Genomic DNA, 22,026 nt, shown 5'->3' with positions numbered 1-22,026 from the left:
TGCATAGAAGCAATTATTTATAGCTACGATAACCAAGAATGAGGAGGAGTACACTTGAAACTGGGAGTATTTATGGTATTGTTTGGTGGACGCAAACTGGAGGACGCTTTGGACTATGTCGTCTCCAAAGGATTGAAGGCTGTTGAAATCGGAACAGGGGGCAATCCCGGCAACGCGCACTGCAAGCCGGCGGAGCTGCTGAAGGACGAAGCCGCATTGAAGCAATTCAAGGACGCAATCGAGTCCCGCGGCCTGACGATCAGCTCGCTGAGCTGCCACGGCAACCCGCTGCATCCGCAGAAGCATCTGGCTCAGGCCGACCACGAGGATTTCGTGAACTCGGTGCTGCTGGCTGAGAAATTGGGCGTAGAAGTGGTCACCACGTTCTCCGGATGCCCTGGCGACCATGAGGATGCCAAATATCCGAACTGGCCGGTAGCGCCTTGGCCAAACGATTATCAGGAAGTGCTCGCATGGCAGTGGGAGAACAAAGTCATCCCTTACTGGACCGAACAAGCGAAGTTTGCCAAAGAGCATAACGTAAAAATCGCGCTTGAGCTCCACGGCGGATTCTCGGTGCATACACCTGCGACACTGCTCCGCCTGCGCGAAGCTGCCGGCGAAACGATCGGCGCCAACCTGGATCCGAGCCACATGTGGTGGCAGGGTATCGATCCGGTGCAGGCGATCCACATTTTGGGCCGTGAGGGTGCGATCCATCACTTCCATGCAAAGGATACCGTGATCGATCCGATCAATGTTAACAAATACGGCCTGACCGATATGCAGTCCTACACGAACATGCTGGACCGCGCATGGCAGTTCCGCAGCGTAGGCTACGGCCACGATGTGAAAACGTGGGCTGACATTATCAGCGCACTGCGCCTCGTCGGCTATGATTATGTCGTCAGCATCGAGCATGAAGACGGCCTGATGTCTGTTGAAGAAGGCTTCTCCAAAGCCGTTCAAAACCTGCAGCAAGTACTTATTGAAGAGCCACTCGGCGAGATGTGGTGGGTCTAGGGGGATAAACCATTGATTAATGTAACCATTTGGAACGAATTCGTTCATGAAAATATTCACGATGAAGTGAAGGCAGTCTATCCGGAAGGCATTCATGCCGCACTGGCCGCAGGGCTGGACGGCAACGGCTTTGCGATTACAACGGCGACGCTGGACCAGCCGGAGCATGGATTGACCGAAGAAGTGCTGAATGCCACGGACGTGCTCGTATGGTGGGGTCATATGGCCCACGACCAGGTCAGCGACGAAGTGGTGGCGCGTGTCGTAAAACGCGTGCTTGGCGGAATGGGACTCATCGTGCTGCATTCCGGCCATTTCTCCAAACCGTTTAAAGCGTTGATGGGAACCTCCTGCGACCTCAAGTGGAGAGAAGCAGGGGAGCAGGAAATCATTTGGAACGTGAACCCGTCCCATCCGATTTCCATGGGCATTGACGCCAAGATTATCCTCGAGCATGAGGAAATGTACGGCGAATTTTTCGATATTCCGGCTCCGGATGAGCTCGTGTTTATCAGTAATTTCGAAGGCGGCGAAGTGTTCAGAAGCGGATGCACCTTCCGCAGAGGCCAAGGGAAGATCTTCTATTTCCGTCCAGGCCATGAGACGTTCCCGACCTATTACCAGCCGGAAATCCTGAAAGTCATCGCCAACGCGATCAATTGGGCGTATCCTCTCCAAACGTCGGCTCCGGTATTCGGCAACATGCAGCCGGTCAGAGAGCTGAAGCCGGCGGCAGTATTGTAAGCTTTCGCAAGGCGTATCAGCCTAAAGCGGCGGTCCAACCGCCGCTTTTTTGCTTGCTTGCAGAGCATGCATGATTCACGGATGATCTGCAAATCATGGGATCAGCAAGGAATCGGGAATCCCAATTTGCAAGGGAAAGAACATTTGCGGAGCTTTCCAGCAGTTGTCTTGTTTCATTTTGCGCAAAAATGTGGTAAAATGAAATATACTAACTTAATGTAAGCGTTCATGAGACGTAACTGTTTACATGGATTCTGTAAAGAGGTGAAGATCATGAATCAACAACAATTTAACATGTGTCCGCGATTCGAAAATGCTTTCTCCATATTAGGAAAACGCTGGAATGGCTTGATCGTTTTTTCCCTGATGGATGGTCCGAAACGGTTCAAGGATATATCGAAATTAATTCCTTCGATGAGCGATAAGATGCTGTCCGAACGCATGAAAGACTTGGAAACGGAAGGAATTCTGGTTCGGCACGTTTATCCCGAAACGCCTGTCCGTATCGAATATGAGCTGACGGATAAAGGCCGAGCGCTGCGTCCTGTTATGGAGCAGGTTCAAGAGTGGGCAGAACAGTGGGTTGAGCTGTAAAACCGTCCGTAAGGTACGGTTCTGCGGGAACCCCGTTAACGACAAACCTTCCTTCCATTAAGGAGGGTTTTTGTTAATTATAGGAAAAGACTTGCACCAAATGACGGAGTCTGTAGTATAATTGGTAAAAAAACTGCCTTTTCGGCGTATAAGGAGGCGGATGACGATGAGGAAGATCATATTCTCCCAGGGAATCGGGTACGGCAAGGACGATGTACACGAGCTTGAAAGCGCTTCGGTCAAGGTTCGGGGCATTTACGACAAGACACTCAGCATGCTGAGCCGGTATTGGCCGGAATCGATTTGGAAACGCTGGACCTTAGACAGGCCTGCTCAGGCGTCACCTGCCGACGAAGACAAAGACAAGAGCAGTACGATTTTTCAGAAATGGATTCAAGGTCCTACGGGCTGGAAATGCATCGGCTGCGAGCGGCATAATGTCGAGAGTCTTGATGCGAATCATCCCTCGGACGGAACGTCCAAGCATGAATACATCTTTTACAACGGCCGGCATCAGAGCATGCTGCTGCAGGTCATCATCTGGTCCCAATACGAAGAAATCACCATGTTTCACCCCTTTCTCGGCGACACTCCTTTTTTCACAGAAGAAGAACTGGAGGTCATCTCCACTTATTTTGTGCCTACCTATGTCCATGAAGCCCCTCTGATCCAGCTTGGCAAAAGTTACAAGAAACACAACACGAAATTTCCGATCTACCAGGAATATATTTCAGCTCCGCCGCTGATGCTGCAGTTTGGGGGAGAGGTGCTGGAGGGCACGTGGATGACAGGCGTATACGTGGATCAGGCGAATTTTCTCGGTTTGGGCCCTTATTTGAAAAATACCGACGGCACACGGACGTTCATGGAGCCTCTTATCGATTAATAGGAAACATCTGCCGGAATGCGCGGATTATGCGGGCCCGGCTCGAATATGGTAAAATAGAGTCCTCAGGGGAGGGCTCTATTTGCGTTTTGGAAGAGTCCTGCGAGATTGCGGAAGCAAAGGTGGTTATTCGATGAGGAAGCCGGTTTTACACGCTGCATTCATCATGTTGATCATAGCAACACTGCTGCTGACAGGCTGCAAACAAGCCGACCAGGAGGAGGCATCGGCCAACGTTTATTCGAATGACGTCAATGGGGAGGTCTCTCTCTCGGAAAAAGACGGCTTCTTCTCACCGGCGGTCATCCAAAATTTACGACAATATTTGCAGCAGGGCGTGACGGTCCGGGAAGGGCTGAAGAGAAGCGGCATCGTCGGTTTCAGCGACAACGGCAGCGTCCTGACGATCAGCCAGGTGTCCCTGGATCCTTTATTTGAGTGGGCATTTGAAATCAATGGCAAGAAGCTGGGCAAAGACAATCTCGACACCGTCCTGCAGGACCATGACGAAATTTCCATCAACATTCAGTACGCTGACCCCAAAAAGGACGGGAAAGATGCAAAGGCTCCCGAATTTACCGTGCTGAAGCTGGACGGCGGGTCCATGAAGCCTGATATGACGCATTCTTATGTATTTCCGTACACCAATAATCAAAGCGTCAGGGACGTTATGGCGCACAGCGGTTTCGTGAAGCTGACGGACAATAAAATGTACGTAGACACCGTCCAGGGGTACAGTCCCAAATCGGTGGAGAAGTGGGTCGTCAAGGTGAACGGGAAGGAACTGGTGGACAGCGGTTTGGAAATGAAGCTGACGCCGCAGGATGAAGTGGAAATCAGGCTGGAACGGGCAAGCGTATAATAGCAAAACAAGCAAATCGACAAGCAAACGGACAAGCAAATGGACAAGCCCGAATTGGGCTGACAGCGAATGTGAAATGAACGTCTGGTTTAAATGATACATTTCGTGTGTAAAAGGAAGGGTACCCCTATGTGGATGAATGAGAAGATCAAGGCTTCAGAGGTGGAATTAACCGGCTTGAACGGCGAGGATATCGGAATCGTCCCGACCAGGGAAGCATTGGCCATGGCCCGCAAGCTGAAAGTGGACCTCGTCTGCACGTCGCTGATGAGCAGTCCGCCGCCGTGCCGGCTGGTGGCTGCCGCCGACGCCAAGAAGGAAGCCCAGGCAGCCAAAGCCAAATCTTCCGACAGGGTAGTAAAGGTGAAGGAGATCCGGCTGACCCCGAACATCGAGGAGCACGATCTGGACACGAAGAAGCAGCAGGCTGCGCGAATATTACAAGCGGGAAATGCAGTCATGCTGGTGGTCCGGGTGCAGGGCAAGGAGGGCGCCGCCGCCAAGGTTCTGCTGGAGGAACTGGTTCGGGAATTAAAGGAGTGGGGCCGCGCCAAAACAGGCATCCAGGTGAGCGGCAAGCAGGCTGCCGTACAGATCGATCCGGTCGCATAAATAAAAGACAAAGCCCCCGGGCGCCGTTTATTCAGGCACTCAGGGGCTTTTCTGCGGTTCGGGTTAGTCATTAAGCGATCTCCAGCCGTCGAGGTCGTGAACGGACACCCCTGCGAATGAGGTATTGACCTGCGCCAATTGCTGCAGCTTGCCCAGCTGGGAGTCCATATAAGCTTTTCCTTCCTCATAGAAGGTAATAAATTCGCCTTCGCTGCTCGGCTTCGTTTCGACAGAAGCAAAGGCCGGCTTGCCGAGATAGTTCGCCTCTTCCAGTTCGCGCTTGGCGGTGCTGTAGATGCCGTCGGCGGTATCCCGGTAGGACATGATCGCAACGGCGTCATATTGGCTGATCATGAAGCGGCTCAGCGTGCTTGTTCCGTCCGCTGTCGTATAGTTGCAGAGCCAAAACGGAATATCGGCGGCAACTGGAAGATTCATTTCACGCACATTATCGGTTAAATACTGGACATTCTCCTGCCATTGGCGGATGACCGAGGTCTGGTCCGACTTCCATTGAGGCAGCACGTGGGGTTCGATGTCGACATGAACGCCCTGGAACTTCTCGTCCTCTGCAGCGCCGTTCTGGTACGCCTTCACCCAATCGAGGAAGCTTGTGATTTTGAAACGTTCCGACGTAAGTCCCCAGGACGGGGCGCCGCTGAGCGCATCCACCCGGATATCCAAAGCTCCGGCCTGTTTAATGAAGCTCTTATAGTAGGAAGCAGGAATATCGCTGTTGGTCTGGAGATAAATCGTACGGACGCCGTGATCGGCCGAAAATTTCAGCATCTCCTTAGCTTCCGTCTTGATCAGCACCGTGTTCCACAGCCAGGTGGCTTTGGTGTAACCTTCCGCTTTAGCCTCATTTCCGGGGAAGAGACCCGCGGCAAACCATAATACAACGAAGGCGGCAATCCATCCTGAACGCAATGAATATTTACTTGACATGACAATCGTACACTCCTTTATGTGATATGCGGTACTACCTGATTCAATGGACCCTCTTTCATGACAAATACGATTCCTTATGACCAGATCTGGCAGCGGGTAATACATATGATGTTCCTGGTTTTGGCGGATCTCAGTCCTCCTTACAAGGATCTGTAGTCTGATAGCAGGCCCACGTCACGATAGGTAGATCTGCGTAGTGGATGAGTCCTTGGAAATAGGTGCTATCCAATTGATCGGTTCTTTATTCCGCATTATATATAGGTCTTTAGAATCATTTAATAGTATATGAAGAAAGCGCTTTAATGAATATAGGTATTTGGAAGGGTGAAAAGAGAAAAATTAGAGGGTGGTAGAAAGGAATCGAAGCGATACAGTCCTTTTAGCACATGAAAAACCCCCTGCGCTGCACGCAGAGGGAAGTGATGATTTCTCTTAAATCCGGCATATTTCCTTCGGGCAATGCTCACAGTGACAGATGCCCTGCAGATGAGAAATGTCGTTAATGACAATCAGGCCGTCCACAATGTCCACCGCACCGCATCTGCGGAGGTCGCCCAGCATCCGGTTGACGCTTTCGCGCGTAGCTCCGATCAGGTTCGACAGATCCGTGTTGGTAAGCTTTTTATGGATGATGATACGTCCTCCGGTATGTTCTCCATACGTATTGCCGAGCCGGATCAGTGTCGAACAGAGCGCGCCGGGCTTGCCGTACATCATGAGATCCCGGAACTTGGTCTGCGTGAGGCGGTGATGGTTGCCCATCCATTTCATAAAGTCCATCGCAAAAGCGCCGTCCTGGCAAATGAGGAATTCCATATCCTGCTGGTCGATCACGCCGACGACGCTGTCCTCAAGCACCTCGGCGGTATAGCTGTGCGTACGGCTGCCGATCGGGTCGGCCTGGCCGACGATATCGCCGCTTGTATACATATAGACGATAAGCTCTTTCCCTTCGACCGAGGATTTGCTTAATTTAACGCATCCGCTGTAGATATAGTAAAATCTGTCGGCAGCATCCCCTTCCCAGAACAGGTGGGAACCCGCAGGCATCTTTATTTCCGTCATCATGGAAAGCATCCGTGTGAAGTTGGCGTCCGAGAAGCAGCATGTATTCCGGAACGTGTCCTCGAGTGCAGGCAGTGTGCTCATCGTTCATTTCCCCTTTTTGGCTTGCTGTAATGTGATTGCCTTTATCCATATTATAGCGGGAATACGAGCGGCTGAGTGCGCGCCGGGCCGGCGAAAAGTGTCAAATTTCTAACAATGTGATTATTTTCACTTGGTGTAGAGGATTTTCCCCCTGCATTAGCGGAATATTCTCCTTACGGATCTGGCGGCCGCTTCTTATAATTAAGCATGTAAACCAGATTGCTAAGGGGGGCTAACCAGATGAAGATGAAAAGAAGTTTGATGCTGCTGATCTCGTTATGTTTTGCGGCGTCGCTCGCGTTATCCGGTTGTGGAAGCGATAACAAATCGGCCGGAGAGACGGGCGGGGGTTCATCGGGAACGGAGCCGAAGACGGAGGAAGCGCAAAAGGCCGAACCGTTCGAGCTGACACTGAGACATACGCAGGTTGGCCAGGACAAAGAGAAGCGTTTTGCCATTTTGCAGGACGTCGTGAAAAAGACGGAGGGCGAAATCGAAGGGTTAACGTTCAAGCTGGATGGCGTGGAATCCGACGTCAACCGGAAAGAGAAGCTGCGCGGCGAAATGGCGGCAGGCAATCCGCCGGATATTTTCGACCTGTTCGGCAGCCCCGATTCCAAAGTGTACGCCAAAGAGGGCAAGCTGCTTGATTTAACGCCGATCATTGAGGAGCTGGGGATCAAGGATAAGTTCAGCTCGCTCGAGCCGTTCACTTACGAAGGTAAGGTCTACGGACTGCCGATCGGCGGATCTGGCGAAGGCTTCTTCTACAACAAGGAGTATTACGATAAAAAGGGCTGGGCGCCTCCTAAAACGTTCGCCGAGCTGGAAGAGCAGCTGGCCGCGATCAAGGCCGACGGCAAGGTGCCTATGGCGGCAGCCTCCAAGGCAGGCTGGGTGCCGCTGATGCTGACCAACCATCTGTGGTCGCGCTACGCGGGACCGGACATTACGAACAAATTCGCTACCGGCGAAGCCAAATGGAACGATCCGAACATGGTCAAGGCGTTTGCGAAGCATAAGGAATGGGTCGACAAGGGCTATTTCAAAAAGGGCGAGCTGGGCTTTGAATACGCCGAGTACACGACCCAATTTACGAGCGGGGAAGCCATTTTGATGTATGACGGAACCTGGAAGTCTTCGGTGTTCAAGCAGGGGGAATCCGGCGAAGGCATGATCGGTAAAGTCGGCTTCTTCAACCTTCCGCCGGTGGACGGCGGCGTAGGCGATCAGACGGCGCTGATGCGCGACGTCAACAACGGCTACGGCTTCTCGTCCGCGGTCGCCAAGGATCCGCGCAAGCTGGAAGCGGTGAAAGCCTTTATCAAGAACATGTTCAATGAGGAAATGCAGATCCGCGGCTTGGTGGAAGACGGGGTCCTGCCGGCCATGAAGCTGGACGCATCTGTGCTGGAGTCGAGCATTACCGACGATCTGATGAAGCAAATCGTCGACGTGCTGAACACGGCCCAATCCTCCTTCCCGGCATTCGATTCGCTCGTACAGGCTGACGTGACGACGGAAATCAGCAACATTCAGATTCAAAAGCTGATCGGCAACCAGACGACGCCTGAGAAGATGGGCGAAGCGCTCCAGAAGGCACAAGAGGAAGCGAATTCCCTGGAAGAATAACGGCAACTGATGCGGTGTGCCTCGGGTCAAACCGGGGCACCTGTTTTTTACTTAAGTCCCCTCAAGTCTGAGGGAGCATGACATTTTTTCGGGCGGACGACCAAGCGCCCGCGTTGGGAGGAACTCCATGAACAAAGCATTGAAGAATCCTGCGCTCTACGTCCTGTTTATTCTTCCCTGCTTGATTTTGTTTGCCATGTTTTTTCTGTATCCGATTGTAAGTTCGATCCGTTTCAGCCTGACGAGCTGGAACGGCGTATCCAGCGATCCGAAATTCATCGGCTTCGACAACTTCGTGAAGGCGCTGACGGAGAAGCGGTTTTGGACAGCGGTCCGAAACAACGGCTATTTCATTTTGTTTTCCTGCGGAATCCAAGTGCCGCTGATCGTCTTTTTTTCGCTTCTGATCGCCCATGTCAAAAAACTGAAGGGGCTGTACAAGACGGCGGTATTTTTGCCTTCGATCATGTCCACGGCCGTGATCGGCATCCTCTGGGGATTTATTTATGAGCCGAACATCGGACTGCTGAACAATATTTTGAAAGTGTTCGGCATCGAACCGCTGTATTGGCTGTCCGACGAAAAATACGCGATGCTGTCCATCCTGATTACCAATGCCTGGCAGTGGACCGGCTTTTATATCGTCATGGTGCTCGCCGCCATTATTTCCATTCCCCGCGAGCTGGACGAAGCCGCCGCCATCGACGGCGCAACGGCTGTACAGCGGGCGTTCTCCATTACGCTGCCGCTCATTAAGCCGATCATCTCCGTCGTCATTATGCTGTCCATCGCCGGCGCGATGAAAGCCGCGGACATCGTCATCGTCATGACGAAGGGCGGACCGGCGGGTTCGACCGACGTGATGGCCACCTACATGATCAAATATGCCATTACCAACTTCAAATACGGGTACGGCAACAGCATTTCTGTTCTCATCTTTGTCTTTACATTAATACTGACCGCCCTGTACCAACTGTTGATTGCAAGGCGCAGCGAAAGGATTGAATACTGATGACCAGGCTCAAAAAACTGCTGCCCCACATCGTCCTGATGGCCTACTTATTGGTTATTCTTTTCCCGTTCCTGTTCGTGCTTTTCTCTTCGGTCAAAAAGGATAACAATGCGATCGCCCTGAACCCGTTCGGCATACCAAAGCAGTTTGCGCTAGGTAATTACGTGGAGGCATGGGTCAACGCCAAGATCAGCACCTATTTTTTCAACAGTCTGTATATCTCGATTCTGTCGGCCGTCGTATCGATCCTGATCGCCGCGATGTTTGCGTTTGCGATAACCCGCATGCGGCATTTCAAAATCAGCGCGCTGCTGTCCGGCCTGATCCTGGTCGGCATGCTCATCCCGAACAACGCGCTTATGCTCCCGATTTATCTGCTCGTGCGCAAGCTTGGGATCCTGGATACGCATCTGGCGCTCATCATTCCGTACATCGCCAACGCGCTCCCATTCTCGGTCATCATTCTGGCGGCGTTCATGCGGTCCCTGCCCGGAGAAATCGAGGAAGCAGCCGTCATGGACGGGTTGAAAGCCCAGGGTATATTTGCTAGAATTGTCGTACCCCTGACGGTTCCGGCCATGGTTACGGTGTTTATCGTGAACTTCCTCGGCAACTGGAACGAATTTTTGCTAGCCAACTACTTCCTCTCCAATGATTCGCTGCGGACCCTCCCGGTCGGGATGGTGCAGTTCCGGGATCAATACCAGATGAATTACGCGCAGATGTCAGCCGGCATCGTCTACAGCGTCGTACCGGTCATCGTGATTTACGCGATCCTTCAGGAGAAAATCATTGAAGGCGTTACAGCAGGCAGTGTTAAGGGATAACATGCGAAGAAACGGATGAATGCCAATGAATTTGCGGGTAAAATTGTTTACGGCATTTGTTACACTGATCATCGTTCCGCTGTGCGTGCTGGGCGTCGTCACCTTTATGGTGACCTCTCATTCGATTGAGACCAAATACAGCCGGCAGACGGAATATTCCCTTAAAGCCATCAGCTACAGCATCAACAGCGTGCTGAAGCAGATGGACAACGTGACGGATAACGGCATCGCGACCTCGGTGTTTCATATGGCGCTCATCGCCAAGGACCCGACCAAACAGGATTTGAACGATGCCGAGCAGCTGAACCTGAACAACAGCCAGCGCAACTTCCGGAGCCTGCTGTACAACCATCCTGCCATCAGTTATGCCTATCTTTACAACCTGCAGGGCAGCGGGCCGTCGAGCACGGTCTCCATTTTCACCAAGGAAGACTTTAATACGCTGTCATTCGAAGAGTTTAAAGCCCATCCGCTATATCAAGAGGTTATGGCCCTGAACGGGGTCCCCAAATGGCTCGGACCGCATGAATACCCGGAAATCACCGGATCCGACCCGGTGTTTACACAAATTCGGCTCATCAAGGAGCTGAGCTATTTTAAAAATATCGGGATATTGGTGACCCAAATCAAAAACTGGGATATTGAGCTGATCTTCCGCAACCTGTCTTTAAACCGAGATATGCAGTCCACCGATTTTATGCTCGTGAACGATAAAGGACTTATTCTGTATGATCCGAATAAAGTGCTGGACGGCCAGCCAATCCAGTCCGTGATGAAGAGGGACGTCAAGTTCGGCGGTGATTTTCAGAGCTTCAAGACGGCGTTTAACGGGGAAAAAAGCATCGTTTCGATTTATCATATGAAAGAATACAATTGGAGTCTCGTTTCCGTCACTTCGTGGAGCTCCCTGTCACAGGAAACGCTGGTCTTTGCCAAATGGTTTATCGGCATTACGCTCGTCTGCCTTTTGGCGGCGGTAACCTTCAACATGGTCTTCATGAACCGGATTACCGGCTCGATCGCAGTCATCGTCCGCTTCATGCGTAAAGTGGAAGGCGGGGACTTCAATGTCCAGGTTCATCACCGGGGCAAAGACGAGCTGCATATTTTGGCGAAGGGCTTTAACGATCTGGTTGAACGGGTCAACGGCCTGTTCCAACAGATCCAGAAGGAGCAGAAGCAGAAGGCGAAGGCGGAGCTGCGGGTGCTCCAGGCCCAGATCAAGCCGCATTTTCTGTTCAATACGCTCGAGTCGATCAACGTCCTTGCGGTTCAGAACGAAGGGGAGAAGGTCAGCGAAATGGTGCACCGGCTTGGCAACATTTTGCGGATCAGCATCCAGGACAATGAGGAGATTACGCTTGGCCAGGAAATCGAGCATTTGCAGAGCTATTTGGAAATCCAGAAATTCAGGTTTCAGGATTTGTTTGAATATGAGATCGATATTCCGCCGGAGCTGCGGAGCCGCAGCGTGCTGAAGCTGACCCTGCAGCCGCTCGTCGAGAACTGCATCCAGCACGGCTTTGAAGGGATCGGCTATAAGGGCATGATTTATGTGTCCTGCTGGAAAGAGCGCGGCCGGCTCGTTCTGCAGGTACAGGACAACGGCATCGGCATCAGTCCGCGGCAGCTGGCGGCTTTTGAATACATGAAGAGCGATGGCGGGGAACCGCCGGAAGCAAAGGATATGCAGGTGAACCACGAACGGAGGGGACTCGGCGTACGCAGCGTGGCCGACCGCATCCGGATTCACTACGGCGATGTATACGGGTTGTTCATTTGTTCGTCCGGGACCACCGGAACGATAATTCAATGTATCATACCAGACAACGAGTGGAGGGACTTGGATGATTCTGAACGTGCTGCTGGTTGATGATGAAGCCCCGATTCTGAACAATCTGAAAAGCGTTATTCCGTGGAACGACATGCAGATGCAGGTCTACACCGCCCGGAGCGGACAGGAGGCGCTGGACATTTGCAGTCTCCATACCCCCGATATCGTGCTGTGCGACATTCGCATGCCGGTGATGGACGGACTGACCCTGATCGGCGAGCTGCGCAAAGGCGGATCCGCCGCCGAAATCATTCTGCTGACGGGATATCAGGAATTTGAGTATGCCCGGCAGGCGATCAAGTATAATGTCAGGGAGTACATCTGCAAGCCGATCCATTACAAGGAGCTGGAGAATACGATTCGCTCCGCCCGTGAGGATATTCTCCGCAAACGGCGCAGCGATCCGTTCCAGGTGACCGTCGCCCGGATTGAGGAGGACAGCAGCGACAGCGGGGCAAGAAAGACCCCGCAGCAGCTGATGTCGGAAGCGATTCTTTATATCGGCGAGCGGCTGGGCAGCGATCTGGGCATCGAGGAGCTGGCGGGACACCTGGGCATCAGCTGCAGCTATTTTTGCCTGCTGTTCAAAAATCATCTCGGCGTCACCTTTGTCGAATATTTGACAGGGAAACGGATCGAAACCGCTAAATATCTGCTTACCCACAGCGACAAAAGCATCACGCAAATCGGCAGCAGCATCGGCTACCAGGAACGGAGGTACTTTACCAAAGTGTTCCAGCGGCACACCGGGCTGACACCGTCTGAATTCCGTGACCAGACGAAGGGAAGAACGGCGGGGTAGCGGATGTATCGGCGGAGCAATATATGAATAGGGAGTGGGCATGTCATGTTAGTATCGGTTCTAACGCTTGAGCAAAAAATCGGGCAAATGTTCATCTGCGGGTTCCACGCGCAGGAGCCTGATGAGCAAATCCGCCGTCTGATCGAAGAGTACCATGTAGGCGGCGTCATTTATTTCCGCCGGAACATCGGCGAGCCGGAACAGGTGGCCGCGATGTCTTCCTCCCTGCAGGAGATGGCTGCGAAGCAGGGGAAGCTGCCGCTGTGGATCGCCATCGACCAGGAAGGCGGCATGGTGGCCCGCATCGACCATCGCAGGGTGAGCCGCATTCCGGGAAACATGTCACTTGGGGCAACCGGAAACCCGGATTTTACCTACCGGGTGTCCGCCATCAGTGCCCAGGAGCTGCATGCGCTGGGGATCAATATGAACTTTGCGCCAGTACTTGACGTGAACAACAACCCGCGGAATCCGGTCATCGGCGTCCGATCGTTCGGCGAAGATCCGGAGCAGGTGGCTGAGCACGGCTCGGCCGCTATTCGGGCTTATCAGGAGCACGGCGTATCGGCGGCAGCGAAGCATTTTCCGGGGCATGGCGATACCAGCGTCGACAGCCATCTGGGGCTGGCATCGGTAGAGCACGGCATGGAGCGGCTGCGCGAGGTGGAGCTGAAGCCGTTCGTCCGGGCGATCCGGGACGGGGTGGACGTCATTATGACGGCACATGTCGTCTTCCCGGCCATCGAGAAGGAGGCGGTTCCGGCGACGCTGTCCAAAGCGGTGCTCACCGGCCTGCTCCGCGAGCAGCTCGGTTACGGGGGCGTCATCGTGACCGACTGCCTGGAAATGCACGCGATTGCCAAGCATTTTGGCGTGGGCGAAGGCGCGGTGCTTGCCGTGGAAGCGGGAGCGGACATCGTCCTGGTCAGCCATACACTTCAGGATCAAATCGAAGCGATTGAAGCGGTCACGGCGGCTGTGCGCAGTGGAAGAATTCCGGAGAGCGTTATTGACGCTGCCGTGAACCGCGTCCTGAAGCTGAAGGAGAAGCGGCTGCAGCCTTCGGGTACCCAAGAAAGCGCGCCAGCCTTCCTTGAACGGCATGAAAAGCCGGAGACTGATCGGCTGCTGAGGGAAGTGGCAGAGGGCAGCATTACGCTCGTCAAAGACGAAGGCCAGCTGCCGCTTCAGGAAGACGAGCCGGTCCTTGTCGTGTGGCCGGAGCTCCGCTCGGAAACACAGGTGGATGAGCCATGGACGGAAGCGAAGACCCTCGGGCAGGCGTTGTCGGAATACATACGGGATGTAAATGAGCTGACGATCAGCGCGGAGCCGGACCTGCACGAGGTTGAACAGGTGCTGGCCGCCGCCCAAGGATATCGTCAGGTCGTCGTCGCCACATACACGGCCGGCAGCGAGCTTCCTTCAGGTCAGCGCGGGCTCGTCGAAGGGCTGATGGCGCTTCAGCCGCAGCGGCTCGTGGTGGCCTCCACGCGCAACCCGTACGATTTGGCGGCGGTAACGGCCTCACCGGCATACCTGTGCTGCTACGAAAATACGCCTTATTTTATGGAAGGGCTGGCTTCCATTCTAACGGGGCATGCTAAGGCCGGAGGGACACTGCCGGTTAGCCTTGGCAGTCAAACCACGGCGTCCTAGTGAGCGTGATAATCCGCAAGAAAAAGGTATGCGGTATAGATTTACCAAAGGTTGGATGCCCGTTTGGGATATCCTTCCTTTTTTCTTTTGGAGATCTGTAAAATCGAGAGCAACTTTTCGGGGAATGAAGCGTCTAATACTATGTCTTTTCAATGATATCAGAAAAAAATAAGCTTGATGGATCTGATGTCGGGGGGAACTAGCGTCAGCCTCTTTTTTTTGTATGGGGTCGGGAGGCTCGTTAGAAGAGAACGTGATTTAAAAATGGGAGTAGAAGGAGTCTGGAGATGAATTTCAAGAAATTGACCATGATTGCAGTGTTAGCTGCATCACAAACCGCTCTGGTCTTGCCGGCCGGCGCGGAAACCGCGGTACAGGTCCAGCAAAATGCGGGGACGGTCCAAGGTGTAGACAATGCAGCGGCAAGCGCAGTCACCAATAACATCACGAGCAGCACGACCAATACTGGCAATTCCAGCAATTCGGGCGCTGCAGGCACAGACGGAACAACAGGAACTGCAGGCACGTCCAGCACGACGGGTACAACCGGAAATGCAGGGGGAACGAAAGGCACGACGGGAACTGAAAGCGGTACAAGCACCACTACGACAACTTCCGGCCAAGACTCCACAGGCTCGGGAACCGCGGGAACGACCGGAAATACAGGTAACACCGGAAACACCGGGCAAGGCGCTGCCCAGAACGGCGGCACGACAGACGGAACAAGCGCTTCCGGTCAAACCGATGGCAGCACCGGGAACGCGAATGACGGTAGCCAAGCGGCGGACGGCCAAAATGCAGGCACGCAAGGAAACGAAGGACAGTCCGAAGGTACGGCAGGCGGCACCGCAACAACCACCGATCCGCAGGGAATTACAGCGACGGGAAGCACGACAACCGGTCAGGCCGGCCAGCTGATCCTCATGATGAACAGCAACAAAATGTACCAGGACGGCAAACTGTACTTGGCCGGCCAGCCGATGGCCGTCAAGAACGGCGTATCTTACGTGGCGATCCGCGCCATGGTAGAGCGCGTCGGCCTGAAGCTGACGTATGACGCCAAGACGAAAGAAACGATTATTATTAAAGATAACAACGAGCTCCGGTTCAAAACGAACAGCAGCAGCTACCGTGTCAACGGAGTGTCGAAACCGATGAAGGGCCCTGCGTATCAGTACAAAAATACGTTTATGGTCCCGCTCACGTCGATCACGCAGGCGCTTGGCATTCCTTACACGGTCGACCAGCCCGGAAAGCGTGTTATTCTGAACCTGTCGACGAAGCCGGTAGCCACGTTCAGCGTTGGTCCAACTGAAATTTTTGCAGGTGAGACGACGGTGAACTACATTTCCCAAGCAAGCTCTCCAAGCGGACTGCCAATTGTTGACGAGCGCTGGGAAGGGAAAGAGGACATTTTCCAAGAAGCCGGACCGCATACGGTGACTCACTATGTTCAGGATTCCAGCGGACAGTGGAGTGATCCGTACAGCATCACGGTGAACGTGATCAAGCCGAACGAGCCGCCGGTGGCCAGTTTTACAACCGACAAAGAACAATACAAAATGGGTGAATTGATCACCATTACCGACCAGAGTACGGATGATGAAGACGCGATCGTCAGCCGCGAATGGCTGAACGACCGTAAGGCGTTCTTCCAGCCTGGACCGCAGACGATCCGGCTCAAAGTAACGGACAAACACGGCGCGGTAAGCGAGTTCCAGAAAACCGTCGTCATTACGAACGAAACGTTGTACACCGAAGACGATTTCAACAAGCTCTTTACGCCAGTGGGAGACAAATTTACGTTCAACGGCGGATCGGTGCCTAGCTGGAAAACGGCGACCTTTACGACAACTTCCGATCCAGCCACGCTGATCCGCAGCAACAGTCCGGAGACGGTATATTCCGAAGGCCTCCTGTATCAGGAAACGGCGCTCGGAAGCACCCGGTTCATGCTCCATCATGTCAATGCTACGAATAAAAACATGCAGGTTTACGTCATCGCCACCAACACGATGCTGGATATGAGCAGCACGATCAACATCCAGAACTTCGGCATGGGGGGACCTAGCCAGTATGCGACGGGCCACGGCAGAGCATCCGTGATGCGCTACTTTGATTCCATGACGAGCGGTTCGGGCCGTCAGGATATCACCCTAGCACCTGGCGAGAGCAAGGTCATTATGACGAATATCAACAACATTAAAATGAAACCGGGTGAAGGCATTTCCGTTCTGGCGGACGCATTCAGCAACTATCCGGTAAAATACAGCGTCATTATGCTCGACGCCACGAAGGATCCGCTGCAGTCGCTGCCATTCCTTCCGGCCCTTGATCGCGACGTACACAACCGGGGCACGTATCCGAATTCCGTCGTGAACATGTCGACCGACGAAGTGCTTGGCAGCACCGAGACACGTATCGTTCTCGGCGACAATAACATCGATCCGAACCTGAAGGGACTGGACGGGATCTATGGAACCGAAGCTTCGAATGCAGGCAACTTTGGTGTATTGTACAAAATCAAGCTGAACCACGTCGCTCCGAATACGCTGATTACGCTTAACCCTCGCGGCGGCGTATACAACGGCATTTTCCTGGTGAACGGCCAGCAGGTGCAGGCAGCGAACAACACCCAGGATGTCAACGCCCCGAACGAAACGAGCGTTCTGTACCGTACCGGAAACTATGAGCAAAGCGTAGAAATTTGGTACACGGCGGCGCCGGGCAGCAACCTGCCGATTAACCTGCTCCTGATGCCGATGCCGCAGATGAAGCAGTAAACGAAAGCGATACACAGATCATGTTTACGGAAGACAGCAATGATTCTTTGTTATTCTTATAGGCAATGAAAAGACCCCCATCCACTGCAGCTGCGGTAGATGGGGGTCTTCTTTGTCTTTTTTATAATGCATTCGCTGCCGTATTAGCACTAGGAAGAGCTGCGGCTCTTCCATAACAGGAATATGAAAAACGGCGCGCCGACAGCCGATGTAAACACGCCGACCGGAATATCCAGCGGGTTGAACAGGTTGCGGGCGAGGACATCCGCCACGACAACGATGATGGCCCCGCTTAGAGCGCTGGCCGGAAGCAGGGAGCCGTAAGACGAACCGATCAGCTTCCGGGCGATGTGGGGGGCGAGGAGGGCGACAAAGCCGATCGCTCCGCCGACGGAGATGCCGGCCCCGGCAAGCCCGACGGCCATGAAGAGCAGGATCGTCCGGTCGCGCTCCACCCGGCTGCCGGCCCCGGCGGCCAAGTCGTCGCCGAGCTGCAGCATGTTGATGCGCCGGGCGAAGATCAGGCTGAGCACGCCCAGCACGATGAACCAGGGCAGCATCATGTTGACATGCTTCCAGGAACTGCCGTACACGCTGCCCAGCAGCCAGTTGAAGGCTTTCTGGGCGACGTCGGTCGGGCCTGTGACGAGCAGCATCGTCGAGATGGCCGAAGCGACCGCCCCGATGCCGACGCCGATCAGGACCAGCATGAGCGGGTTGACGCCCTTTTTCCACGAGAGTACATAAATCAGCAGCGTGGTGAGCGCGGCGCCGACAAAGGCGGCCGGCGGCAGCCAGAAGACGCTGGCCGACGGAATCAGCGTAATGATGGCCGTCGTCGCGACAGAGGCGCCGCTCGTGACGCCCATGACGTCCGGAGAAGCCAGCGGATTACGGATCAGTCCCTGCGTGATCGCCCCGGACATGGCGAGGCAGGCCCCGACCAATGCACCGACGATGACCCTGGGAAGCCTGAGCTTCTGCACGACCACAACGTCCAGCTTGTTCCCTTGGCCGAAGATCGCCTGGGTCACCTCCCAGGGATTCACGTATTTGGTGCCGAAGCCGATGCTGATGATGACCGCAAGTAAAAGGACAATGGCTAGAATGCACAGGATGGCAATCTGGCGCTTCGATGTGAGAAAGGAAACCGCATCCCCGCCCATGCGGACGCTGATGGGGCCTTTCGGTCTGGATGAACGGCTCATTGGCGAAGCAACCCCTTTCTCGCAGCGTGGATGAAGAATGGCACTCCGATGATCGCCGTCATGACGCCGATGGGGATCTCCTTGGGCATGGCGATAAAGCGGGACGCAATATCCGCAAGAAGGAGCAGAATGCCGCCCAGCAGCGCGCTGTAGGCGACCAGCCAGCGGGTATCCCGGCCGACGAGAGCTCTGGCGATGTGGGGGATAACGAGCCCGACAAACCCGATCGGTCCGGCGACGGCGACCGAGCTGCCTGCCAGCACGACGATGAGCAGTCCCATGGTCAGCTTGAGGAGTACGGTTTTCTGGCCCAGGCTCCGTGCCACGTCCTCGCCGAGCATGAGCGTGTTGACGGACGACGCGATGAGAAGGGCGACGATCCAGGCGGCAAGCATGTAAGGCAGAAGCCCCAGCAAAATGCTCAGGCTCCGGCCTTCAACGGAACCGGACATCCAGAACAGCACTTCCTCCATGGCCCGGCCGCTAATGATGAGCATGCCGTTGGTCAGCGAGCTGCAGAAGGCGGTAATCGCCGCCCCGGCGAGCGTGATTTTCAGCGGCGTTAAGCCTTGCCTCCCGGCGGAGCCGAGAATAAATACGAACAGGCAGCTGACAGCCGCCCCGAGGAAAGCGATCCAGGTGAAGGAAGCAAGCGAGCTGACGCCGAGCAGGACGAATGAAGCTACGACAAGCAGGGAGGCGCCGGCATTAATGCCGAATATTCCTGCATCCGCAAGCGGATTTTTGGTCAGGGATTGCAGCAGCACGCCGCAAATTCCCAGGCTTCCGCCGACGAAGGCGGCGATCAGCGCGCGCGGCACGCGGACGTCCCGGACGATAATGTGCTCATTGCTTCCATTAAACGAAGTAAAGGCTTCGACAACTTCCCTCCAATTGGTGCTGTGCACGCCAAAGAGGATGCTCGCAGCAACACATAAGAGCAGGAGGACGAGCCCTGCGATCAAACCGGTCCATTTGGCAGATGATCTATGTAACCATTCCGGCTGCACGGCATACCCCTCTTTTCAATCAGGCTGTAAATAAATAGATTGAACTAAAGTTGAGCATTGAACTTCCTGTTATAAGGGCCTAATAAGGCCTATATCATTCATTTCTTTAGTTCATTCTAAGTAACATATTAAAGTTTAAGTGGAGCGCATAGGCTTGTCAATGAGGCTGATTCTCAATTTCAATATCCGTTTTTTGCACTTCCATACAGGAAGTTTATTGACAATACAGGCGCTATGAATTAGGATTAGGACGATACTGAGAATCATTATCAGGAGATTAGAAGGGGAGAGCTTTTACTTATGAGAAAATGGAACGGCCTTATACTTATGCTGTTGGCTGCTGTGCTGGTACTGTCCGCATGCGGCAAAGACAGCGGCAGCGGCAGCACCGCTTCCGGAAGTACAGGAGAGAGCAGTACGGAAGCGGGAGCTGCGAACGATGCAGACCGCACGATAGAGACGGTTATGGGGCAGGTCAAAGTACCGGCACATCCGAAGAAAATCGTCGTTTTGACCAACGAAGGAACCGAGGCGCTGCTGTCCATGGGCATCAAACCGGTGGGAGCCGTCAAATCTTGGACCGGCGATCCATGGTATCCCCATATTAAGGATCAAATGCAGGGCGTTGAAAATGTAGGCGACGAGGGCCAGCCGAACGTGGAAGCGATCGCTGCGCTCGAACCGGACCTCATCCTGGGTACGAAAATGCGCCAGGAGAAAATTTACGAGCAGCTGTCCGCCATCGCTCCAACCGTATTTTCCGAAACGCTCCGCGGCGAGTGGAAGGATAACTTCAAGCTGTGGGCCAATGCGGCCGATGAGAAAGAGAAGGGCGACCAGGTTCTGGCCGACTATGATAAGCATGTGGCTGACGTGAAAGCGCAGATCGGCGACAAATTGAGCACGAAAGTGTCGATGGTCCGGTTTATGCCGGGCAAGGCACGGATTTACTATAACGATACGTTCTCCGGCATCATTTTGAAGGAAGTGGGCCTCGCCCGTCCGGCGGTACAGGATAATCCCGGATTCTCCGACGATGTCGGCAAAGAGCGCATTCCGGACATGAACGGCGACATTCTGTTCTACTTTACCTATGAAACCGGCAACGGCGAAGGCAGCAAGATGGAGAAGGAATGGACCGAAGACAAACTTTGGAAAAACCTTGAGGTGGTCAAGAAAGGCAACGCGCACCGCGTGGACGACGCCATCTGGAACACCGCAGGCGGGGTCCTTGCGGCCAATCTGATGCTAGACCAGCTGGCATCCTACTTTAAATAAAATCTACGCGCACAGGGGGCTCCGTAAGGGGTCCCCTGCTTCATTGACGGAGGCCCGGATTTGAGGCATTATTAATAGTAGACAAATGATGTAAACAAGAGTGGCTTATGGCTTTAAGCATAGAATGGGAGGATGAGCGTATGCTTTCGACGGAGAAGATTATTGACGCCATGTCCGAGCAGGGACTGCGCATAACCGACCAGCGCAAGACGCTCGCCAAATTATTTGGTGAACATTCGGGTTATTTGTCAGCCAAGGATGTCTATGAGTTTATGGGCAAAAAATACAGCGGACTCAGTTTCGATACCGTATACCGCAATCTGCGGGTCATGCAGGAACTTGGCGTTCTCGAACAGATCGTGTTTGAGGACGGAGTCAAATTCAAAGCCAGCTGCAGCGAAGACCACCACCATCATCACATGATCTGCCTGCAATGCGAGAAGACGTATCCGATCAGCTTTTGCCCGGTGTCGATGACGGATACGCCCGATGAATTTCAGGTCGTGAAGCATAAATTTGAAGTATTCGGATATTGTAAAGACTGCCGGCAGCCTGCGGATGCGGGGCTGAGTGTTAATCCGGTGTCCGGGCACAGCGGGGAGCATTAATGCCATGGGCGTATCCCGAAGAATCGTCCAAGGCCCCATCGTCATTTACCGCAAATACATTTCGCCGTTAAAACCGCCGACCTGCCGTTTCTACCCGACATGCTCGGCGTACGCAATGGAAGCCATCGAGGTGCACGGGGCCGCCAAAGGATCGTGGCTCGCCATGAAACGGATCGCCAAGTGCCATCCGTTTCATCCGGGGGGCGTGGATCTGGTTCCCCCACGGAAGGAGAAAGGCGCAGGCGCCCCTCATCCTTCCGAAGGCGAGGGACACCTGACTTGACACGCGGCATCCGGGTTCAGTATATTATGGAATATATGACATTTCCGAGGAACGGATGAGTACGAGAGCAGTAGCTTATTGCAGAGAGCCGGGGCAGCTGAAAGCCGGTATAAGCGAAGTCTCCGAAGATGGTCCGGGAGGAACCGCTTTCGAGCAGCATTCTTAATTAGAGAATGCGTAAGGGTGCGGCGTGATCCAGCGATAATGGACAGTGCGCGGCTGAGACAGGCCGGTACTGATGGAGCCTGCCGCCTGTGAAGGCGCAGGGA

The 22,026-nt window shown here is 53.9% G+C and carries 20 protein-coding genes; 16 read left to right on the top strand and 4 right to left on the bottom strand.

Annotation, left to right across the window (positions count from 1 at the left end; all coding sequences use genetic code 11):
- Window positions 1-54 precede the first annotated feature (54 nt).
- From GCU45_RS05845 to infC, 6 genes are all read left to right on the top strand, one after another.
- On the top strand, window positions 55-1,023 hold the full coding sequence (locus GCU45_RS05845) for a sugar phosphate isomerase/epimerase family protein (protein ID WP_089548117.1): 969 nt from the start codon (window positions 55-57) through the stop codon (window positions 1,021-1,023).
- 12 nt (window positions 1,024-1,035) lie between these two features.
- Window positions 1,036-1,767, top strand: coding sequence for a ThuA domain-containing protein (locus GCU45_RS05840; RefSeq protein WP_145023765.1), 732 nt, complete (start codon window positions 1,036-1,038; stop codon window positions 1,765-1,767).
- Between the two features lie 273 nt (window positions 1,768-2,040).
- Window positions 2,041-2,361, top strand: a complete 321-nt coding sequence (locus GCU45_RS05835; RefSeq protein ID WP_076169977.1) for a winged helix-turn-helix transcriptional regulator — start codon at window positions 2,041-2,043, stop codon at window positions 2,359-2,361.
- A 166-nt stretch (window positions 2,362-2,527) separates the two neighbouring features.
- The gene (locus tag GCU45_RS05830; protein ID WP_152398356.1) at window positions 2,528-3,247 is read left to right on the top strand and encodes a hypothetical protein; all 720 of its coding nucleotides are present in this window, start codon (window positions 2,528-2,530) and stop codon (window positions 3,245-3,247) included.
- Window positions 3,248-3,380: 133 nt separating this feature from the next.
- Complete coding sequence (locus GCU45_RS05825) at window positions 3,381-4,109, top strand: hypothetical protein (protein WP_116229621.1); 729 nt, start codon at window positions 3,381-3,383, stop codon at window positions 4,107-4,109.
- Window positions 4,110-4,238: 129 nt separating this feature from the next.
- Window positions 4,239-4,721 (top strand): translation initiation factor IF-3, encoded by a 483-nt coding sequence (infC, locus tag GCU45_RS05820; protein ID WP_152398355.1) that lies wholly within the window; start codon window positions 4,239-4,241, stop codon window positions 4,719-4,721.
- 63 nt (window positions 4,722-4,784) lie between these two features.
- Here the strand turns inward: infC and GCU45_RS05815 are convergent, their stop codons facing one another.
- Both GCU45_RS05815 and GCU45_RS05810 read right to left on the bottom strand, forming a co-directional pair.
- On the bottom strand, window positions 4,785-5,669 hold the full coding sequence (locus GCU45_RS05815) for a hypothetical protein (protein ID WP_152398354.1): 885 nt from the start codon (window positions 5,667-5,669) through the stop codon (window positions 4,785-4,787).
- Window positions 5,670-6,104: 435 nt separating this feature from the next.
- Window positions 6,105-6,821, bottom strand: a complete 717-nt coding sequence (locus GCU45_RS05810) for a Crp/Fnr family transcriptional regulator (protein WP_152398353.1) — start codon at window positions 6,819-6,821, stop codon at window positions 6,105-6,107.
- A 246-nt stretch (window positions 6,822-7,067) separates the two neighbouring features.
- Between GCU45_RS05810 and GCU45_RS05805 the strand changes: the two genes are divergently transcribed.
- From GCU45_RS05805 to GCU45_RS05775, 7 genes are all read left to right on the top strand, one after another.
- A complete protein-coding gene (locus GCU45_RS05805) occupies window positions 7,068-8,453 on the top strand; it encodes an ABC transporter substrate-binding protein (RefSeq protein ID WP_181153019.1) in 1,386 nt (461 codons plus the stop codon).
- Between the two features lie 127 nt (window positions 8,454-8,580).
- Complete coding sequence (locus GCU45_RS05800) at window positions 8,581-9,465, top strand: carbohydrate ABC transporter permease (protein ID WP_152398352.1); 885 nt, start codon at window positions 8,581-8,583, stop codon at window positions 9,463-9,465.
- Entirely contained in the window at window positions 9,465-10,292 is an 828-nt protein-coding gene (locus GCU45_RS05795; protein ID WP_089548111.1) for a carbohydrate ABC transporter permease, read from the top strand. Before GCU45_RS05800 ends, GCU45_RS05795 begins: the two co-directional genes overlap by 1 nt.
- A gap of 25 nt (window positions 10,293-10,317) precedes the next feature.
- Window positions 10,318-12,165: a cache domain-containing sensor histidine kinase gene (locus GCU45_RS05790; RefSeq protein WP_145158367.1), complete on the top strand. Its 1,848-nt coding sequence runs from the start codon at window positions 10,318-10,320 to the stop codon at window positions 12,163-12,165.
- On the top strand, window positions 12,140-12,928 hold the full coding sequence (locus tag GCU45_RS05785) for a response regulator transcription factor (RefSeq protein WP_234489329.1): 789 nt from the start codon (window positions 12,140-12,142) through the stop codon (window positions 12,926-12,928). The genes GCU45_RS05790 and GCU45_RS05785 overlap by 26 nt, the downstream gene beginning before the upstream one ends.
- A 45-nt stretch (window positions 12,929-12,973) precedes the next feature.
- Window positions 12,974-14,587, top strand: a complete 1,614-nt coding sequence (gene nagZ / locus GCU45_RS05780) for a beta-N-acetylhexosaminidase (protein ID WP_152398351.1) — start codon at window positions 12,974-12,976, stop codon at window positions 14,585-14,587.
- Window positions 14,588-14,874: 287 nt separating this feature from the next.
- Window positions 14,875-17,370, top strand: coding sequence for a copper amine oxidase N-terminal domain-containing protein (locus GCU45_RS05775; protein ID WP_152398350.1), 2,496 nt, complete (start codon window positions 14,875-14,877; stop codon window positions 17,368-17,370).
- Window positions 17,371-17,519: 149 nt separating this feature from the next.
- On the opposite strand, the gene GCU45_RS05770 is transcribed toward GCU45_RS05775, so the two are convergent.
- Complete coding sequence (locus GCU45_RS05770; protein WP_244364453.1) at window positions 17,520-18,578, bottom strand: FecCD family ABC transporter permease; 1,059 nt, start codon at window positions 18,576-18,578, stop codon at window positions 17,520-17,522.
- Window positions 18,575-19,588, bottom strand: a complete 1,014-nt coding sequence (locus GCU45_RS05765; protein WP_152398349.1) for a FecCD family ABC transporter permease — start codon at window positions 19,586-19,588, stop codon at window positions 18,575-18,577. Before GCU45_RS05765 ends, GCU45_RS05770 begins: the two co-directional genes overlap by 4 nt.
- A gap of 300 nt (window positions 19,589-19,888) precedes the next feature.
- On the opposite strand from GCU45_RS05765, the gene GCU45_RS05760 reads away from it, so the two are divergent.
- The 3 genes from GCU45_RS05760 (at window position 19,889) to yidD (ending at window position 21,757) form a co-directional block, all read left to right on the top strand.
- On the top strand, window positions 19,889-20,866 hold the full coding sequence (locus GCU45_RS05760) for an ABC transporter substrate-binding protein (RefSeq protein WP_152398348.1): 978 nt from the start codon (window positions 19,889-19,891) through the stop codon (window positions 20,864-20,866).
- Window positions 20,867-21,006: 140 nt separating this feature from the next.
- On the top strand, window positions 21,007-21,474 hold the full coding sequence (locus tag GCU45_RS05755; protein ID WP_152398347.1) for a Fur family transcriptional regulator: 468 nt from the start codon (window positions 21,007-21,009) through the stop codon (window positions 21,472-21,474).
- A 4-nt stretch (window positions 21,475-21,478) separates the two neighbouring features.
- Window positions 21,479-21,757, top strand: coding sequence for a membrane protein insertion efficiency factor YidD (gene yidD, locus GCU45_RS05750; protein ID WP_152398346.1), 279 nt, complete (start codon window positions 21,479-21,481; stop codon window positions 21,755-21,757).
- Window positions 21,758-22,026: the final 269 nt, after the last annotated feature.

Origin of the sequence: Paenibacillus cellulositrophicus (genome assembly GCF_009363095.1) — a bacterium.
Taxonomy (GTDB): domain Bacteria; phylum Bacillota; class Bacilli; order Paenibacillales; family Paenibacillaceae; genus Paenibacillus_AQ; species Paenibacillus_AQ favisporus.
Note: the sequence above shows the minus strand (reverse complement) of the source record. Positions and strands in the feature narration are given on the sequence as shown.

Coding starts and splice junctions, on each gene's coding strand:
- GCU45_RS05775 (WP_152398350.1), top strand. CDS start 14,875: ATGAATTTCAAGAAATTGACCATGATTGCAGTGTTAGCTGCATCACAA.
- GCU45_RS05795 (WP_089548111.1), top strand. CDS start 9,465: ATGACCAGGCTCAAAAAACTGCTGCCCCACATCGTCCTGATGGCCTAC.
- nagZ (WP_152398351.1), top strand. CDS start 12,974: ATGTTAGTATCGGTTCTAACGCTTGAGCAAAAAATCGGGCAAATGTTC.
- GCU45_RS05790 (WP_145158367.1), top strand. CDS start 10,318: ATGAATTTGCGGGTAAAATTGTTTACGGCATTTGTTACACTGATCATC.
- GCU45_RS05770 (WP_244364453.1), bottom strand. CDS start 18,578: ATGAGCCGTTCATCCAGACCGAAAGGCCCCATCAGCGTCCGCATGGGC.
- GCU45_RS05800 (WP_152398352.1), top strand. CDS start 8,581: ATGAACAAAGCATTGAAGAATCCTGCGCTCTACGTCCTGTTTATTCTT.
- GCU45_RS05815 (WP_152398354.1), bottom strand. CDS start 5,669: ATGTCAAGTAAATATTCATTGCGTTCAGGATGGATTGCCGCCTTCGTT.
- GCU45_RS05785 (WP_234489329.1), top strand. CDS start 12,140: ATGATTCTGAACGTGCTGCTGGTTGATGATGAAGCCCCGATTCTGAAC.
- GCU45_RS05810 (WP_152398353.1), bottom strand. CDS start 6,821: ATGAGCACACTGCCTGCACTCGAGGACACGTTCCGGAATACATGCTGC.
- GCU45_RS05835 (WP_076169977.1), top strand. CDS start 2,041: ATGAATCAACAACAATTTAACATGTGTCCGCGATTCGAAAATGCTTTC.
- yidD (WP_152398346.1), top strand. CDS start 21,479: ATGGGCGTATCCCGAAGAATCGTCCAAGGCCCCATCGTCATTTACCGC.
- GCU45_RS05825 (WP_116229621.1), top strand. CDS start 3,381: ATGAGGAAGCCGGTTTTACACGCTGCATTCATCATGTTGATCATAGCA.
- GCU45_RS05805 (WP_181153019.1), top strand. CDS start 7,068: ATGAAAAGAAGTTTGATGCTGCTGATCTCGTTATGTTTTGCGGCGTCG.
- infC (WP_152398355.1), top strand. CDS start 4,239: ATGTGGATGAATGAGAAGATCAAGGCTTCAGAGGTGGAATTAACCGGC.
- GCU45_RS05830 (WP_152398356.1), top strand. CDS start 2,528: ATGAGGAAGATCATATTCTCCCAGGGAATCGGGTACGGCAAGGACGAT.
- GCU45_RS05755 (WP_152398347.1), top strand. CDS start 21,007: ATGCTTTCGACGGAGAAGATTATTGACGCCATGTCCGAGCAGGGACTG.
- GCU45_RS05760 (WP_152398348.1), top strand. CDS start 19,889: ATGAGAAAATGGAACGGCCTTATACTTATGCTGTTGGCTGCTGTGCTG.